The sequence below is a fragment of the Melittangium boletus DSM 14713 genome (assembly GCF_002305855.1).
GTDB classification, from domain to species: Bacteria; Myxococcota; Myxococcia; order Myxococcales; family Myxococcaceae; genus Cystobacter; species Cystobacter boletus.
Map to the genome: position 1 here is coordinate 7919572 of NZ_CP022163.1, position 16974 is coordinate 7936545.

17 protein-coding genes and 1 pseudogene are annotated in these 16974 nt (G+C 67.7%); 7 read left to right on the forward strand and 11 right to left on the reverse strand.

Annotation, left to right across the window (positions count from 1 at the left end):
* Nucleotides 1–25: 25 nt before the first annotated feature.
* The 7 genes from nadE to MEBOL_RS32840 are packed head-to-tail and all read right to left on the reverse strand — an operon-like array spanning nt 26 to nt 6789.
* Nucleotides 26–1021, reverse strand: a complete 996-nt coding sequence (gene nadE, locus MEBOL_RS32810; RefSeq protein ID WP_095981133.1) for an NAD(+) synthase — start codon at nt 1019–1021, stop codon at nt 26–28.
* Nucleotides 1018–2619 (reverse strand): class I adenylate-forming enzyme family protein, encoded by a 1602-nt coding sequence (locus MEBOL_RS32815; RefSeq protein ID WP_095981134.1) that lies wholly within the window; start codon nt 2617–2619, stop codon nt 1018–1020. Before MEBOL_RS32815 ends, nadE begins: the two co-directional genes overlap by 4 nt.
* Nucleotides 2616–4595, reverse strand: a complete 1980-nt coding sequence (gene asnB / locus MEBOL_RS32820) for an asparagine synthase (glutamine-hydrolyzing) (protein ID WP_095981135.1) — start codon at nt 4593–4595, stop codon at nt 2616–2618. The genes MEBOL_RS32815 and asnB overlap by 4 nt, the downstream gene beginning before the upstream one ends.
* Before the next feature lie 6 nt (nt 4596–4601).
* Complete coding sequence (locus MEBOL_RS32825; RefSeq protein WP_095981136.1) at nt 4602–4853, reverse strand: acyl carrier protein; 252 nt, start codon at nt 4851–4853, stop codon at nt 4602–4604.
* Between the two features lie 31 nt (nt 4854–4884).
* On the reverse strand, nt 4885–5472 hold the full coding sequence (locus MEBOL_RS43850; protein WP_157823804.1) for an acyltransferase: 588 nt from the start codon (nt 5470–5472) through the stop codon (nt 4885–4887).
* The gene (locus MEBOL_RS32835; protein WP_095981137.1) at nt 5469–6011 is read right to left on the reverse strand and encodes an acyltransferase; all 543 of its coding nucleotides are present in this window, start codon (nt 6009–6011) and stop codon (nt 5469–5471) included. Before MEBOL_RS32835 ends, MEBOL_RS43850 begins: the two co-directional genes overlap by 4 nt.
* A 4-nt stretch (nt 6012–6015) precedes the next feature.
* Nucleotides 6016–6789, reverse strand: coding sequence for an SGNH/GDSL hydrolase family protein (locus tag MEBOL_RS32840; protein WP_245919036.1), 774 nt, complete (start codon nt 6787–6789; stop codon nt 6016–6018).
* A gap of 972 nt (nt 6790–7761) precedes the next feature.
* On the opposite strand from MEBOL_RS32840, the pseudogene MEBOL_RS43855 reads away from it, so the two are divergent.
* Nucleotides 7762–7869: pseudogene (locus MEBOL_RS43855) on the forward strand (winged helix-turn-helix transcriptional regulator); the annotation flags it as partial.
* A 99-nt stretch (nt 7870–7968) separates the two neighbouring features.
* Nucleotides 7969–8928 carry a hypothetical protein gene (locus MEBOL_RS32850; protein ID WP_095983142.1) on the forward strand — a complete coding sequence of 320 codons (960 nt, stop codon included), beginning with the start codon at nt 7969–7971 and terminating at the stop codon, nt 8926–8928.
* A gap of 213 nt (nt 8929–9141) precedes the next feature.
* Here the strand turns inward: MEBOL_RS32850 and MEBOL_RS41545 are convergent, their stop codons facing one another.
* Nucleotides 9142–9375 (reverse strand): hypothetical protein, encoded by a 234-nt coding sequence (locus tag MEBOL_RS41545; protein WP_157823806.1) that lies wholly within the window; start codon nt 9373–9375, stop codon nt 9142–9144.
* Nucleotides 9376–9382: 7 nt separating this feature from the next.
* On the reverse strand, nt 9383–10264 hold the full coding sequence (locus MEBOL_RS32860) for an MBL fold metallo-hydrolase (RefSeq protein ID WP_095981140.1): 882 nt from the start codon (nt 10262–10264) through the stop codon (nt 9383–9385).
* 419 nt (nt 10265–10683) lie between these two features.
* Between MEBOL_RS32860 and MEBOL_RS32865 the strand changes: the two genes are divergently transcribed.
* From MEBOL_RS32865 to tnpC, 5 genes are all read left to right on the forward strand, one after another.
* Nucleotides 10684–11613 carry a hypothetical protein gene (locus MEBOL_RS32865; RefSeq protein WP_095983143.1) on the forward strand — a complete coding sequence of 310 codons (930 nt, stop codon included), beginning with the start codon at nt 10684–10686 and terminating at the stop codon, nt 11611–11613.
* Nucleotides 11526–12053, forward strand: a complete 528-nt coding sequence (locus tag MEBOL_RS44190) for a DUF2381 family protein (RefSeq protein WP_425437573.1) — start codon at nt 11526–11528, stop codon at nt 12051–12053. The genes MEBOL_RS32865 and MEBOL_RS44190 overlap by 88 nt, the downstream gene beginning before the upstream one ends.
* Nucleotides 12054–12307: 254 nt before the next feature.
* Nucleotides 12308–12706 (forward strand): transposase, encoded by a 399-nt coding sequence (locus tag MEBOL_RS32875; protein ID WP_095981141.1) that lies wholly within the window; start codon nt 12308–12310, stop codon nt 12704–12706.
* Entirely contained in the window at nt 12700–13080 is a 381-nt protein-coding gene (tnpB, locus tag MEBOL_RS32880) for an IS66 family insertion sequence element accessory protein TnpB (protein WP_095976450.1), read from the forward strand. The genes MEBOL_RS32875 and tnpB overlap by 7 nt, the downstream gene beginning before the upstream one ends.
* A 15-nt stretch (nt 13081–13095) precedes the next feature.
* Nucleotides 13096–14613 carry an IS66 family transposase gene (tnpC, locus tag MEBOL_RS32885; protein WP_095976451.1) on the forward strand — a complete coding sequence of 506 codons (1518 nt, stop codon included), beginning with the start codon at nt 13096–13098 and terminating at the stop codon, nt 14611–14613.
* 421 nt (nt 14614–15034) lie between these two features.
* On the opposite strand, the gene MEBOL_RS32895 is transcribed toward tnpC, so the two are convergent.
* Together MEBOL_RS32895 and MEBOL_RS32900 are read right to left on the reverse strand one after the other, a co-directional pair.
* The gene (locus MEBOL_RS32895) at nt 15035–15796 is read right to left on the reverse strand and encodes a DUF5953 family protein (RefSeq protein ID WP_095981143.1); all 762 of its coding nucleotides are present in this window, start codon (nt 15794–15796) and stop codon (nt 15035–15037) included.
* Nucleotide 15797: 1 nt separating this feature from the next.
* The gene (locus MEBOL_RS32900; RefSeq protein ID WP_342747695.1) at nt 15798–16463 is read right to left on the reverse strand and encodes a DUF6310 domain-containing protein; all 666 of its coding nucleotides are present in this window, start codon (nt 16461–16463) and stop codon (nt 15798–15800) included.
* Nucleotides 16464–16974 lie beyond the last annotated feature (511 nt).

Sequence of the window (16974 nt, forward strand, 5' to 3'; positions counted from 1 at the left end):
GCCCTGTAGAAGCGGACTCTTTCGCTCAGGAAATCTTGTACGGCGCCAGCTCCGGTACCGGTTCCAGCAGCAACGGGGCCGAGTGGAGGTAGGCCGTGGTGCGGCGCTTCTGGTCGATGTCGTCGAACACGCGCTGCACCTGCTTGGGCGTCAGGCCCATCTCAGCGGAGACCTCTTCGGGCGACATGCCGTGGTTCTTCGCCCACATGAGGAGATCCAACTGCGAGTAGTGCACGGAGAAGTAGAAGTCCTCCTGTGACTGCTCCAGGCTGAATGTGTCCGTGGTGGGCTCGCGGTTGAGGATGCCGTCGATGACCCCCAGGTGGCGGGCCAGCTTGTATGTCTGCGTCTTGTAGAGGCTGGCAATGGGCTTCACGTCCGCCGAGCCGTCCCCCAGCTTCACGAAGAAGCCCTGATCGTACTCCAGCCGGTTCGGCGTGCCGGAGACCGCGAAGCTCAGCCGGTCCGCGTGGAAGTACTCCATCATCTTGCGCACGCGCTGTTTGAAGTTGGTGGCCGCGACGATCTGCACATACGCCCGCGGTGTCAGCCGGAAGCGCTTCTCCTCTCCGTTCACCCGCACCACCACGTAGAAGACGTTCAGCGCGTCCGTGTTCAGCCGGTCGCCGTGCATGACGATCTTCCACTTCATGTCCGGCTGGAACTCGGGGAACACCGAGCGCACCGCGTCGTCCCGCTGCTGGTAGCAGCCGGCCGCCTCCAGCATGGGCGCGATGTCGTGCAGCGTGTACGGGATGCCCAGCTTCTCGCAGAGCTCACGGCCCAGCGTGGAGGAGAGGCCGCTGGAGTCCCGCTCCGGCAGCAGCAGGCCGAAGACGCGGTCCGGCCCCAGCGCGCGCACCGCCAGCGCCGCCACGCATGCCGAGTCGATGCCGCCCGACACGGCCACCACCAGCCCGCGCCGCCGCAGCTTCTTCAGCACCGCCTCGCGCAGCCCCTCGGAGAGCGAGGCCGCCTTGGCCTCCCAGTCCATGTCCAACACCTGCTTGGAGAACTTCATCTCGATGGCCTCGATTCAAAGGAAGCGACAGGGGACATGACGTGCGTGCGCAGCTCCGCCTTGAGGACCTTGCCGTTGGGCCCGCGCGGGAGCGCCTCCGTGAACATCACGTGGCGAGGGACCTTGTGGGCGGGAAGCGACTCGCGGCAGAAGCGCCGCAGGCTCTCCTCGCGAAGCGGCGTGTCCGGCTGGAGCACCACCACCGCGACGGCCGCCTCGCCACCCAGCTCGTCCGGCACGCCCACCACCGCCACCTCCAGGACCGCCGGGTGCCGGGCGAGGGTGTGCTCCAGCTCGGCGGGACTGACCCGGTGGCCGCCGATCTTCAGGATCTCCTTCGCACGCCCCACCAGGAAGAAGAAGCCGTCCGCGTCGCGCCACGCCAGGTCGCCCGTCCACAGCCAGCCGTCGCGCAGGATGGACCGCGTGTCCTCGGGAGCGCCCAGGTAGCCCGGCGTCACGTTGGCGCCGCGAGCCACCAGGTGGCCCGTCTCGCCCACGGGCAGTGGCGTCCCCTCCTCGCCCACCACGCGCAGCTCCACGCCCGGAATCGCGATGCCGATGGAGCCCGCCTTCCGCTGGGCTCGCGCGGGGGGCAGGTAGCTCAGTCTCGCGGTGGCCTCCGTCTGGCCATACATGACGAACAGCTCGGCCGGGTGGAAGGCCTCGCGTGTCCAGCGCGCGGTTTCCGGCGCCATGCCGCCGCCAGCCTGGGTGAGGTAGCGCAGGTTCAGCTTCGCCAGCGACTCCGGGGTAGCCTGACGCCGCAACAGCTCGAAGGTGAGCGGCACGCCCGCGAAGCCCGTGCATGCCTCCGTGGCCATCGCCTCCAGCACCACGCTCGGGTACATGAAGCGCGGGTCCAGGAACACCGAGCCGCCCACCCGCAGGTGCGTCTGCAGGACGCTCTTGCCGTAGCAGTAGTGCAGCGGGAGGATGAGCATGGCGCGGTCGAGCGAGGTGAGCCCCAGGTACTCCACGATGGAGCGCGTGTTCGCGGCGATGTTGCCGAACGTCTGGATGACGCCGCGAGGGGTGCCCGTGCTGCCGGAGGTGTAGACGATGGACGCGTGCGCCTCCGGCGGCGTGGGCGGTGGCGATTCCAGTGCCTCCGCGCGTGCCTCCAGGTCCACCGAGCCGTCCTCCTGGACCCACGTGCATGCCGAGGGCGCCAGCAGCCCCAGCATGCGCTCTGGCGGACGCGCGGAGTGCACCACCCACAGGTGCGTGAGCTGCGTCCGTGCCGTCCAGCGCCGCGCATCCTGCCCGAAGAGGAAGGCGTGCCGCGCGCCCGTCTGCGCGAGGATGGCCTCCAGCGATGCGGCGCTCGTCTCCCGGTCCAACTCCACCGCGCACGCGCCCAGCGCCTGCACGGCCAGGCCCGCCACCACCGCCGCGCAGCCCAGGGGCAGGGCGATGAGAACGCGCTCGCCACGCTTCACGCCCGCCGCGCGCAGGTGCCCCGCCAGTGACAGCATGCGCTCGGCGAGCTGCCGGTAGGAGAGCCGCGTCCAGGGTGAGTCCACCGCCGGGGCGTCCGGCATGGCCTTCGCGTGAGCCAGAACCCAGGCGGGCGCGGAGTCTGTCTGCTCACTCATGCGGCCTCCAGTCGCACGGCCTCCACGTCCGCGGCCGGCGGCGGGCGCGGGTGGAGGAAGTGGTGGGCCAGGAGCTGAGTGGAGGCCACGGCGAACAAGGCCATGGTGTCCGCTTCGCTCTCGGCCGCGTTGGGAGCGCGCAGCTTGGCCACCAGCCGCTCCACCTTGCGCGCGTCGAAGACGCCCGTGGCCGTCACCGCGTCCGGGGCCAGCAGCTCCCGTGCCCACGCGGGGGCCTCGGCGCCCACCAGCGCGCCGACGATCGGGGCGCGGTAGGGGAACTTGCTCCGCTCCAGGATGGAAGCCGGCACCTTGCCCCGCGAGAAGCGCTTGAGGAGGTGCTTCTCATCCAGTCCGCGCAGCCGGAGTTGCTCGGGCACGCGCGCGGCGAACTCCATCACCGCCGTGTCCAGGAACGGGAAGCGCCCCTCCACCGCGTTGCCCAGCAGCATCCGGTCGCCCTGCGCGGACAGCAGGTATCCAGACAGCAGCGTGCGCGCCTCCAGGTACTGCGCCCGCGCCAGCGGCCGCCACCCGGCCACGTGCGCTGGCACCGATGCCAGCACCGACGCCACCGGATCCTCGTGCGCCACCTTCGCCGCGAACTCCGGCGCGAGGAAGCGCAGGATGCGGCCACTGTTGGACCAGCGCACCTGGTGCGAAAAAGCCAGGCTGCCCGGCGTGTCCAGCCCCATGCCGAAGAACTCGCGCAGCAGCTCCACGTTCTGCTGGCTCACCGACAGGGTGGGGTAGAGCTCGCGCAGCAGCAGCGGCCGGTACTTCGAGCCCGGCTGGCGTGCCCAGAACTGGCGGACCTTCGTCTCCTTGAAGAGGTCGTAGCCGAGGAACATCTCGTCGGACCCCTCACCGGCGAGGACCACCTTGATGCCGTTCTCCCGGACCCACCCGCTCAGCCGCAGGAAGGGAGCCGGCGCGGTGCGCATCATCACCTGCTCCGCGTGGAAGATGACACGGGGCAGCAGCGCGCCGATGTCGCCGTCCCGCATCTCCACCACGCGGTGCTCGGTATGCAGCTGCTCCGCCACCGTGGCCTGGTGCCGCCGCTCGTCGAAGCGCGCGTGCGCGAAGCCCACGGAGAAGGTGCGCAGCGTGCCGCCCAGCTGCCGCTGCGCCAGCGCGCACAGCAGGCTGGAGTCCAGGCCGCCCGACAGGTACGCCGCCACCGGCACGTCCGCGCGCAGCCGCAGCCGCACCGCCTTCTCCAGCACCGCGCCGAGCTCCTCCAGCAGGCGCGGCGCGTCCTCCACCGGCTCCGGCGTCACGCCGAAGTCCAGGTCCCAGTAGCGGTGGACGTCCAGCGTCCCGTCCTTCAGCCGTGCGGTGTGCGCGGGCGGCAGCAGCGATACGCCCTCGAAGCAGGTGCGCGGCGCCACCGGCGACCAGAGTTGGAACGTCTGCTTGAGGCCTCGCGCATCCAGCGCCGGCGTCACCAGGCCGCCCGCGAAGAGGGCCTTGGCCTCCGAGGCGAAGGCCACGTGTCCGTCCGGGAGCCACGCGTAGTACAGCGGGCAGATGCCCACGCGGTCGCGCGACAGGCACAGCGTGCGATCACGCGGATCCCACAACGCGAAGGCCCACTGCCCTTCGAAGCGGCGCACGCAGTCGATGCCCCACTGGAGATACGCCGCGAGGATGACCTCCGTGTCCGAGCGGGTTCGGAACGCATACCCGCCCGAGAGCTGCTCGCGCAACTCCACGTGGTTGAAGATCTCTCCGTTGAAGACGACGGTGAGGCCGGTGGCCTTGTCCCGCATGGGTTGGTGGCCGCTGGCCACGTCCACGATGGACAGTCGCGTGTGCCCCAAGGCCACGCCGTCCAGGAGGAGCGCCCGCTGCGCGTCCGGCCCCCGGTGCTTGATGCTGGCGGTCATGCGGCGGAGCCGCCCGGCATGCATGCTCCGCGCGGCTGCGGCGCCCCCACCCGCCGGGAAGGTGAAACCCGTGATGCCGCACATGCCGGGTCAGCTCTGCTTCCGCGGGCTCGACTGCTTGTGGCCCACGAAGGCCACCACGCGCGAGAGCGAGTCCAGGTTCTCCGGCACCAATTCCGTGTCCTCCAGCTTGATGCCGAACTCCGTCTCGATGAACGCCACCAACTCCATCATGCCCGTGGAGTCGATGAGGCCCTTGCGGAGGAACGAGTCGTCGTCCCCGAAGTCGTCCACGAAGAAGGTATCGACGATGAAGTTCCGGATGCGATCACGAACGCTCACGATTCAATCCTGTTTGAAATGCGTGTGTGAGTCAGGACCCCGGCGCGCGCGACACCAGATCCAGGCTCATGCTGCGCGCCGGGTTTCCCATGGCCATCGAGTCGGGCGGCACATCCTGGGTGACGATGCTGCCCGCGGCGACCACCGAGCGTGCACCGATGCGCACGCCTGGCATGAGGATGGCGCCATGGGCAATCCAGACATCGTCCTCGATGATGATGGGCGCGGTGCGCTGGCCATCCCGGTCGCTGATGCGCACGAACGAGCCGAACATGCACCGGTCGCCAATACGCACGGATTCCCAGGCCTCCAGGGACACGCCGTAGTTGAAGTGGCAGCGGGAGCCCACGGTGAGCCGGGCGTCGGGATGGCAGGTGAGGGTGGTGGGCAGCATGCCACCCTTGAAGGTGAGCTTCTGGCCCAACTCCATCCAGCCCTGGTTGTTCACCTGCACGTGGCCGTAAGCGCGCACGCCCCACCCCTTGAGGCAGGAGCGGAAGAGCCATTGCGCGCGCACCATGCCCACCGCGTATTGGGGGAGGGGCCGGAGTTGGGCGCGCATCTCCGAGAACCGCGCCCGCACGGACGCGGACCGGGTGGGAAGAAGCTGGGCAATCATCCAACCACCTCCCGGCGGATCATCCGCGCGGGCCATCCCCCGACCGCTGTGTCGGCGGGAATGCGTCGCGAGACGACAGTACCCGGTGCCACGCTGGCCCCTTTTTGAAGGTGGGTGCCCGGCAGCAGGATGGCGCGGCTGCCTACCTTCACGGATTCCTCGATGAGCAGGGGCACGGACGACGGGCGCTCGTGACGGTTGCCACGCAGCGGGTGGTAGTGGTTGTCCATCACCTTGCACCAGGAACCCAGGCGGCTCCGGGCGCCCACGGTGACGCATTCCTGCGCCTCGATGGAGGTGCCCCCTTCGATGGTCACCTCGTCCTCCAGGACGATGCGGCCCCCGCGCTGGGCGTGCAACTCGATGGGGGCGATGCGGCCGTCGAGCACCACGCGGGTGCCCACGCACACCTCGCCCTCGCCGTGGATCCACACCCGGCCCAACACCGTGGGCGAGGCGCCCACCATGCGGCAGCGGCGCAACTTCAGGCGCGAGATGAGTGTGTCCAACTCTTGCGTCAGTGGAAGGGACAGGGTCATGGCATCACGGTCCGGCCTGAGCGGCCACCTGCGAGGGTTGCGGCAGTGCTGCCAGGAAGGTGACGAGGGCCGAGGCGAGGCGCGCCTGCCCCGCGGCGTTGAGGTGGCCGCCGTCGTCCGAGTACTCGGGCACCATCGCCGGGTAGAGGCGGCCGTTGAACTCATACATCTCGGGTGTGCCGTCGGAGCGGGTGGACTCCAGCGCGGCCAGGTCGAACAGCGGTTCCTTGCTGGTGTACGTCTGGCGCAGCAACGCGTTGAAGGCCTCGCGCGTGACGTTCTCTCCCATGCCCCACGCAGGGCGGCCCATCAATTCCTTGATCCAGGCCTTGGCGCCACGCTGCACGGTGGTGAGTGGCACGGTGGCGTGCACGAAGGTGACACCCGGGTGGCGTGCCTTCAGCCCGACCAGGGTGGCGCGGTACTTCTCGAAGAGAGCCTTCGCGTCCGTCGTGCTGTTGAAGTCGATGTAGCAGAACTTGAAGAAGGCCACGTCCGCCCCCTGCGCCATCCCTTCGTCCATCAGCTTCTCGAAGTGGGTGATCTTCGTCTCGGGTTGCTCGTTATGGCCCACCATCGCGTGGGCCAGCGTGCCGGGCGCTAGGGGGGTGGAAGGGTCGCTCACCTCCACGATGCGCGGCGCCGGGCTCCCCTGGGTCGACAGATGCCGCATTCCATCCAGGATGTTCCCTCCCACGGACTGGTGCCCGAAGAAGACGCGGCGGTGGGTCAACTTCTCCAGGCTCGCTCGAGTCTCTTCGGAAGGGGTTGGCTCCATCGCGTTCGCCTCATGGATTGCCAGGAATAGTACCCCCGGGAGAACCAGGGCACCCACTCGTATGAAAATGGTCCAGCGAGAATGCATGAGAGCGTTTAAACCCTTCCCGAGCCAAACGTCAAACACCCAACGGTCACTCAATGGCGTTTCTCCAACCAGGAAGTAAGGGTTTTCTGGGAGCCTTGGATTTCAGGACGAACGGCAGATAGCCGTTGTCCCAGACGGCGTTCCCGCGCTGGGTGGATTGCCTGTCTTTCTTATCTTCCCGCTCGGGGCCGAGGCGGGCCATTCTCCAAGCTTCAGTGCTCATGGGTGAGCCAGGCTCGAACCACCCCGCGGGGTGTCTCCCTTTTCAGTGATTTGCGGCGACTCAGCTTGGGCCGGCGACCTACGCTTCCCCGCGCACCACACCTTGGACGCGGCTATTCCAGGCGTAGTAGCCCGGGCGCGACACGCCCAACGGCCGACGCATGAAGCGCACCCGTCGGACTGCCTTGGCCTTGAACTCCGCGTTGAAACTCCGCCTCTTCCTTCTCTCCATCGACACTACCTCTCGTGTCGCCGACTTATGCGGTATGTCCACTAAAACGGGGCTGGCTCATTCCGCGGCTTCTCCCATCGTCCGGTCGTCAACAACAATAAGGAGGAGGGCTCGAGGCAAGTTATGCAGATGTTTTTTCCATGAGGCGAGAATTCGGATCCGTCGGGCGCAAGACGCCGTGATCAGAAGGATAGGGGCCGTGTTGGGGGGAAGGGCTGGTGCGGAGGGGCCGAGGAGGGCTGCTGACGGGCCCCCGGGCTGTGTGCCAGGCCGGTGGAGCGGCCGTGCAGTCCCCTTCAGGTACACGCCAGCCCATGCGGCCCATCCCGCAGATCCAGTTCCTGCACCGCGCTCTCCCGCGCCTCGGGCGACAGGTGCGCATACCTCACCTCAAGCACGCGAACACAGCCGAGACGTTACGCTTCTGCATGATGAGGGCGCCCTCAAGGCTGACCTATCCTGAAGTGCCGCCGAAGGTGGAGTATCGTCTCAGCGAATGGGGCCTGCCGCTTTGTCCCGGGCTGGACGCCATTCTCGCCTGGGCGGAACGTCGACCCGGAATTTGGCTTCCGGATTGCGACCCGGACGAAGTCCCCGTCACAACAGAGAGGATAACCGCCGTGCCGAGACAGCCGCGAATGCTGACCCTGTTGCTGACGGCGATGGTGCCAGCGCTGATCGGCATGGCCGGGTGCGACCGCGCCGCGGCCCAGGTCCAGGCGAACTTGACCCAGCGGGCGGCGGACGTTGGCGGTGGAACAGCCTCGGCGCTCCGGGCCCGGATCGCGCCGCCGCATGACGAGACGGTAGCGGCCTATCGGCAGTCCGGTGCGGTCAACGCGAGCGCACACCAACTCACCGATCGGGAATGGACGCTGGTCGAACGCGCCATCGCCGACTTGCCTCCGCTGCACCGGGACGTCCTCGAACGACGCCTCGCCCGGCTCAGCTTCATCGACGCGCCGTCAAGCGCAGGGACCGCCCTGACCCGCGCGTACGACGGTCCTGATGGCGGACCGCTCTTCGACATCACGCTCCGCGCCGACGTGCTCGACAAGTCGCTCAGCGAATTTCTCACGGAGAAGGAGTCGATGCTTTTTACCGATGACGGCTCCGGTTATAGCGTCCGTCTCTCGGCAGGCCGTGCACCGGCCCTGACCTATCTGCTTCTGCACGAAGCGACCCATGTGGTTGACCGAACCCTTGGCGTTTCGACGGATGTGCGCCCGTTCAGCGCCCTATGGGTGGATTACCGCGACCTCGCCGCCCCCTATGCGACCGGGCCCATGGGCGTCACGACCTATCGGCGGGGTCGACCGATCCCGCTCGCCGAGAGCCCAGAGCTGTACAAGGCGCTCGGCGCCTCGCCGTTCGTGTCCTTGTATGCCACCGCGTCCGCCGGCGAGGACCTGGCCGAGTTGGCCGCCTGGAGCCACCTGGGCCGGTTGCACATCCCGCTGACCGTTGAGGTCCGCGATGCGACGGGACGCGCGATCGTCACGGTAGAGCCGTTGAGGTCGCCCGCCGTCCAGGCGCGTTTCGCTGTTGCCGACGCCGTGCTCGCCCGCGCCGCGGCCAAGCCGTCGCAGACGCCTTAGAGAGCATTAGGAAGGACAGGAGCCCTCGTGGGCGTAGCGGGCGGGAGCAGAGCGGGAGGTGAGCCTGCCCCGTTTTAGGCTCTCCCGCACTTCAGGGCCGAGGCAGTCAAACTGGTGCGCGAGGGCAGCAAGAGCCTGCCCCAGGTGGCCAAGGACTTGGACTTGACCGAGTCGGCGCCACGCTCGCCTCCTCTGCTCCTACTTGGGGGCGCGTCACGCTCCTCTCCTCCTCACCTGCTTGGGGGAACGGAACTTGGCGAGTTCGGCCGTGAGAGCCTCCAACTCCTGCTGCCGCCTCGGGGTGAGCACGTCGTCGGCCTTGACGTTGTTCACATCCTTCCCTGGATTGTCGAAAGGGGATGAGCGAGCCATGAAGGCACACCTCTCGTGGCCTGGCATACCTGCCAGCGGCGAGTCAGGCCTTCGGTCGAGGTGGATGAGGACCATGTTCGCCTCAATGGGAGAGCGGCCAAGCCTCCGCTTTGAACCACTCGGGATGATGAAGGGTGACATCCCCGCGGGAGCCAGGCGCGCCTTGGAGCTCGTGCCCAGGGAGCAGGGTGACGTCAGGCCGAGCCACCAGCAGTGCACGAACTTGATTGCGCACGTCAGCCGCGCGCTGGGAGTCCACCGCGACACGCTCCACGTTGTCAGAATGCAGCCATTCTCGGTGAACAACGGCATCGCCGGTGAGGAGCACCGGCCCCCCCGGTAGGGCGAGGAGAGCCATGACGTCCTCCCGCGCATGGCCACCGCCACGCAGCAGCACGACGCTGCCATCTCCGAACAAGTCGAGCGAGGCATCGAAAGGCGGGAGGGCGCGCGTGTCGTGGAAGTCCACTTCGCGCCAACGAGGCACCGACAGGCCCAGCACCTTGCCGGCCGTTCCCAGCCCACCGATGAAGGTCGCGCCCTCGAAGGACGCGGTGGCGCCAATGTGATCGTCGTGCAGGTGCGAGATGATGACCCATCGGGCGCGGGCTGGCTCCAGTCCGGCCTCTCGCATCTGTGCGTCGAGCGTCCTTCCCTCGCGTCCGCGGCTCTCGAAGAGCCAGCGCATCGGCACAGGCAGAGCGGACTCGCCCTCTCGGGCGACGGACGTGGAGAGCCCGCAGTCGAACACAATGAGCCCTTCTCGCGGATGTTCGATCACGAAGGCAGGAGCCGGCCGCCATGGGCGGTGCTCACCGACCAGGAGCGCCGACATGCGGTTCATTCCCGTGTTGAAGACGTGGAGCCGAAGACCGGCCACCGCCGCGGGCATCGGATAGGGACCCGAGGAAGGGTGTCCAGGAAGGGTGTCAGACGATTCGTAGGAGACGAGGTGTCGAATCATCAGATCTTCCCAGAAGAAAAACACTGGGATCGGCGGATTGGATGATCATCCCTACGTCACCTCACTCAAGGCAGAGCGCGCCGATGTGGCCCGCGTCCTGCTTGCCTGGATGCTCACCGCGAGCCCCAGCGCTCACCGCGAGGCGCCCGTCGATGTGTCCGGCCTGAACACTCGTCACGAGCCCCCGCGCTCGCCACGAGGCCCGCCTCGAGGTGTCCGACGTGTCCGGCTGGATACGCGCCACCAGCCCCACCGCTCACCACCCGCCAGAGGTGTCAAAGGATTTGAAACGAGAGACCCGAACCAGAACGAGGCTCGGCGTGGACGGTTGAACCCACCCCCTTCAAATGCTTCCGCGGACTTGCGAGTTGGCGCGCACGGTGCATCTGGCCTATCGGAACGCAAGCAGGGGGAGGGGGATGGGTTGGCCGCTGAGGATGTTCCAAGAGGAGGGTTACTACTTCGTCACCTCCAGGTGCTTCCAGGGACGACTGTTGCTGCGCCCCAGCGCGGAGGTGAACGAGGTGGTGGGAGGCGTGCTGGCCCGCGCCGTCCAGCGGAGTGCCGGCACCATCCGGCTGTACGCCTTCACCTTCGCCTCCAATCACTTCCACTTGTTGGTGTGGGCACGAGGGGCCGCGCTCGCCGGCTTCATGCAATACCTGCGCGCCAACCTTTCCAAGAAGGTGGGGAAGTTGGTGGATTGGAGTGGAAGCTTCTGGGAGCGGCGCTGCTCCGCGGAACCGGTGCTGGACGACACCGCGCTGGTGGGCCGGCTGCGCTACGTGCTGGCCCATGGGGTGAAAGAGGGGCTGGTGGACAGGAGCGCCGAGTGGCCGGGTCTCACATGCTTGCCGCAACTGCTGGGGTCAGCACGGCGCCTGTTCCGGTGGTTCAACTGGACGAAGCGCTGGAGCAAACGCGGAAGCGAGGACATGGCGGGAGAGGGGCGCTTCGCACAGGAATGGGCCGAGCCGGTGGAGTTGGAAATAGCGCCACTGCCGTGCTGGGAAGGACTGAAGGAGGACGAGAGGCAGCGAGCGGTGCGGGGGCTCGTGGAGCAAGTGGAAGCCGAGGCTCAATCGCGGGGCACGCTCGTGTTGGGAGCGAGAGCCGTGAGGGCGCAGCACCCGCATACCCGGCCCGAGCACCTCAAGAGGAGCCCGAGGCCGTTGGGGCATGCCTCCACGCGGCAGGCGTTGAAGGAGTTGCGCGAGCAGTACCGGGCCTTCGTTGTGGCATTTCGAGAGGCGGCGGCCCGGTGGAGTCAAGGGGACTTCTCGGCGCTCTTCCCTCCCTTCTCCTTCCCGCCGCGTGTCGCTCCAACTCGTGCTGCTCAAGTTCTTTGACACCCTCTCGGGCCGTCCTGCTCGCTGGTGCTGCGCAAGCCGCAGAGCCTCCTCCCGTCCCCCGCTGCGCTGCGACAGCGCGTTTTGACCTGGCCGCAGGCTCCCCGGAAGGAGCGCTGGACGTGTGCGCGAGTGCGGACGAGACAACGACCTTCGTCTTTGACTCCCGCGTCGCTGTGGGGGCGGTGGATTTTCAGCCAGGGGGCCGCCTCGCAGATTGGGCACTCGGGCAAGAGGGACTGCGCCTCCACGTCAGTCCCAAGGGGGATTATCTGCCGGGAGAGCGGGTCAAGGTGACGGTGCGCTTCGCGGATGGCGCGGCACCGGCAAGCGCGAGCTTTTGGCTTGTGGGTCATGCGTCAAGAGGGACACGCCGGGTGGAGGTGTTCCGGCAGCCGCGCCCTCCCGACGTGCTCAAGAAAGAGCGTGACGAAGCATAGGCCGAAACACGCCAGTGCCAGGAGGACAAGGCGCGGCTTCTGGCCGAGCGAGAGGGGCCGGGCGGGCTCATGGGAGCCGCATGGCTGGAGGGGGCCGGGGTTGTGGTGCCCAAGAACCTTGTCACACCGGGAAACCAACCAGCCAACGCGCTGTGGCTCGATAACGCTCGGAGCTACGTAACAGCTCGCCGGAGCCCGTCGTGACGAGAGAGGCGGGAGCGTGAGACGTCCAGGGAAGAAACCTGGAGGTGCACGTGGAGAAGGAGTTGGAGCAGTTCCGGCAAGAGGTGCAGAGACTGAGAGCGGGACGAGCCAAGGGCTCGGGCCCCTTCCCCGCGCCGATGAGAGCGTTCGCGGTGCGCTACCTGGCGCAGGCGCTGGAGAAGGGAGAGACGCTCAAGTCGGTGGTGGAGAGGCTGGGGGTGTCGGAGCCGACGCTGCAGGCGTGGAGGCGGGGGCAGACGCCTGGGAGCAAGGCGAGAGGGAGTGAGCCGAGGCGCGCGGGGCTGGTGCCAGTGGTGGTGCACGAGGCGAAGGTGCCCGCGAGGCCGCGAGAGGGCACTACCTTGGCGGTGGTGTCGCCCCAAGGCTGGAGGGTGGAAGGGCTGGGGGTGGAGGAGGCGGTGGAGGTGCTGCGGAGGGTGGCGTGCTGACACTCACGCGGGCGGTGCGGGTGTACGCCAGTGCGGTGCCGGTGGACATGCGCAAGGGGTTTGATGGATTGAGCGCGCTGGTGGAGCAGCAGCTGGGAGGACAGCTGCTCAAGGGCGACGTCTTCCTCTTCGTGGGGCGGTGTCGCCAGCGGGCCAAGGTGCTCTACTTCGACGGCACGGGGCTGGTGCTGCTCACCAAGCGTCTCTTCAAGGGACGCTTCGCGCGGCCGTGGGCCCAGGCCGGAGCGGTGAGCGTGGAGCTGACGGTGGCCGAGCTGTCCTTGTTTCTGGAGGGGTGCGAGCTGGCGGGCAGGTGGAAGCTGTCGCCGCCAGCCTTCGAGGAGAAAGAACTTGCGGTGGAGGCGGCCGTGTAGCACTACCGCAGAAGTATGGTTCCCCTCGGGCAGGTGAAGGACCTGGAGACGGCGAAGCAGATGGCGGCGCTGCTCGAGGCGGAGAACGCGCGGCTGCACCAGCGGCTGGAGGCGCTGGTGCAAGAGAATGCGCGGCTCAAGGGGGAGGACGCCCAGGCGCGGCTGCAACTGGAGCTCACCCAGCTCCAGGAGCAACTGGCGCGCATGCAGCAGCGCCTCTTCGGAGCCTCCAGCGAGAAGCGCCCGAGCGCGCAGCAGGAGGAGCCCGCCGCGCGCGAGTGCCAGCAGCGGGGACATGGGCCGCGAGCCCAGCCGGAGCTGCCCGTGCAAGAGGTGCTGCTGCCGTTGGACGAGGCGGACAAGGTATGCGGCCTGTGCGGCGGAGCCCTCGCGGAGTGGCGGGGGCAGACGGAGGACAGCGAGGAGGTGAGCGTGGTGGAGCGCCACTTCGTCCTCAAGCGCTACCGCCGACAGAAGTACCGCTGCCCGGAGGGGTGCGCACCCGTCACCGCACCCACCGCGCCGCGCCTCATTCCGGGCGGCCGCTACGCGGTGGATTTCGCCGTGCACGTGGCGCTGCAGAAGTATGCCTTCCACCTGCCGCTGGCGCGCCAGGAGCGCATGTACCGGCGCGAGGGCCTGGTAGTGGATACCCAGACACTCTGGGACCAGTTGTCCGCCCTGGCCCGCCACCTCCAGCCCAGCTACGAGGCACTGCTCGCCGTCGTCTTCGCTTCCCCCCTCATCCACGCGGATGAGACGCACTGGCACCTGCTGGACAAGGGCCCGGGGAAGAAGTGGTACGCATGGACGGTGGCCAGTCCCCGTGCGGTGCACCACCGCATTCTCCCCAGCCGCTCCGGGGCCACGGCCCGGCAGGTGCTGGGCAACTACCAGGGCGTCGCCATGGTGGACGGCTACGCCGCCTACCAGACGGCGACGAAACCGGGGGCCGACGGGCCGGCCTCCTGTAGCCTGGTGTTTTGTTGGGCCCACGTGCGGCGCAAATTCGTGGAGGCCGAGCAGGTGGCCCCCGCGTGCGCCCAGGTGCTGTCTCTCATTGGCCAGTTGTATGCCATTGAGGCCGGCCTGCCTGACCCACATGCGCTGGAGGGAGCACAACAGACCGCGGCGCTCGCGTACCGTCTGCTGGTGCGGCGGGAGCAGTCCGTCCCGCTGGTGGCGGCCATCCGCGAGTGGGCACTGGCTCAGCGCGCGCTGCCAGGCAGCGGCCTGCGCAAGGCCCTCGAGTACATGCTGGCGCTGTGGAGCGGGCTCACCGTCTTCCTCTCCAACCCCTGGGTGCCCTTGGACAACAACCTGGTGGAGCGCCAGCTGCGCGACCTGGTGCTGGGCCGCAAGAATCACTACGGCTCCAAGTCGCTGCGCGGCACCGAGGTGGCGGCCCTCTTCTACTCGCTGATTGAGACGGCCCGCCTGGGCGGTGAGGACCCGGGGCGCTACCTGCTGCGCGCCGCGCTCGCCGCCATCGACAACCCCGGCACCTTCACGCTCCCCTCCAGCCTCGACTGACGCCGCCGCGCTTTGTTTCGTGGCCCGGCTGGCTCTCCTCGCCTCGTCCAGACGGGGCTCGGCGAGCTATTACGGAGCTACAGCTACACGCCCACGGGCGAGCCCCATCCGGCAAGCGTGGCTGTGCGGCTGCTTCTCACGAACCCCGGCGCGGAGCCCTGGACACTGGCGGGGGCGGCGCTGGTGGACTCGACGGGGGAAGAGGTGGAGCTTGCCCGTTGGCCACTGGCACCCATTCCCGCGAATGGGGCCGGTGTTGTCGTGGTGGGCATCGAGGGGGAGCGCGCGCAGCTAGGCTGCCCCTGCACCCTCAAGCTATGGGAAGTACAGGGGCCGCGCACCTTCACCCTTGGGAACGTCACCTTCCCGGAGGGGAAAGCGAAGGGGCCCTGAGTGCGGCCAGCGCGGACCGCGCCGAGCCTCAAGGGGTAGCGCGCCCGCCGATCTCGGGGAAGCGCTCGTAGGCTCGTTTGAGCGCGTCCAGGTGGGCGGGGTTGTCCAGATCGAGAGGCGCATCGGTGAGCTGCACGACCCACCCTCCGGATGCCGTGCGCCGTGAGCGCGAGAGCAGCTCCGCGTCACGGGTGGGGTCCGGAAAGCCGATGGCTTGCGCAGCAGCGGCGGACCAGTAGTTCAGCCACCCCAGGTGATGCGGAATCTCAGGTGAGCGGATCTCCTCTGTGAGCTTGATAGCCGGCAGCCCCAAGGGCGGAACATGTGGATCACGTACGGAATGGCGCACCTGCTGCGCCATCTTCGCGGCCACGCCCTCCGGCGTCGCACGCCCCCAGAACGCGCGTGTGGTTTCCCCTATGCTTTCAAGCGCATCCACTGCCGCTTCGCTCCCCGCTACATGCAGCGGCAGTTTTGCATGAACCTCAAACTGTGCCTGCCCTGCTGGGGAGATCCCCGCAGGTCTTTCCCATCCAGAAAGCGTTACCCGGTAGCTCTTGTCGCCATTGCAAATGAGCGGAAATCCCCTCCCGGTTGGTCTCCCTTTGGCGAGCCATGCCTCACGCTGCGGTAGCTGGATCAACTTCCCCTCACCGGAAACCGTCCACTCCAGGCTCAAGCCAGGAAGGGCTCGCTCCATTGCACGGACGATGGCCAAAGGGCGGCTGTCACCAACCGCGAGAGCAGGCGCGTAAAAGATGAGGATGACGGTACTATGTAGGTTTGCCATTTCAGCACCAATCCATGACAACGATATCGAGGGTTCCATCTCGGTCGAGCAACGCGGCTTTGTGTGCGGCGCTGCGCACGCCGACCTTGAAGGCAAATCCGCAGGCCAGTGCAAGGGCGCGCTCATGCTGTAACTTCGGCAATTGTTCCTCAAGCACGAACTCGTGGAGTTCGGGCGGGTACGTGTCGAAGTTGTCGGTCTTGACCTCCCACAGCGTGCGCGTGGCCAGTTGCAGCGCGTCGAAGTTCTTCCCATTCACGAACACATCCCCGCCGGGGAAACTGTTGAGCGGAATTCTGTCGGCGCATTTGTCGTGCAATTTATTGCCGCCACGGTGGTATGGCACCGGGACGGGCTCGCACCTGCGACGGCGCTCCCGCTCCGAGGTGTCGGTGGGCCACAACGGAGGGACGTCCGGCCCTTTTGGCTCCGGCTTGGGCTTTTGCTCCTGCGAGGGCTTCGCCGGGGCGGGCTTCGTTACAGGCACCGGGCGTGTCTCGGGCGCCGGGCGCGTTTCAGGCGCGGGCCTGACCTGGGGACGGCCCCTTCTCAGCTCATACGCCTCCAGCCCCTCTTTGATGGCGAAGCCCACCACCACCACGCCCGTCACCACCACCGCCCCCACGAGAATCTCCGGGGCGGCCAGGACACACAGTCCGAGCCCCATCGCCGCAGCCCCAGCAGAGGCCACCGAGCATCTTCCCGTGAGGTCGTGAAACTCCACCCGGTCATGGTCGAGAGCCTGATAGCACCTCTCCGCCAATACGGGCCAGGGCTGGGACGCCTCCTGGACCACGCACCGTCCTCCATCCGTCCATGGAAGCGCCGCCGCTCGCTGGAGGTTGGCATACCTCGGGTTCCAGTCCACGGGCTCTTCCGGGCTTGGCGCTGACGTAGCACACGCGGAGACATAGAGCAGAAGTGCGATGCACGCTCGGAGACGCATGAACAGGTCCTCCATGAGAGTTAGGACCCAGCAGGTCCTGGCGGGTCTGCACGGAGTATGACAGCGCGCCCCGACAGCCACGAACGAGCGCGCCGGGCTCATGACTGGGGACCGGGTGCAGCAGCCGCAGCTCGGGCCAGGCTCCGGGAAAGGTGTCCCGGGAAAGGTGTCCCCGGGAAAGGTGTCAGACGATTTGTACGCGGCGAGATGTCGGAACGAGTCCTTTGACGCC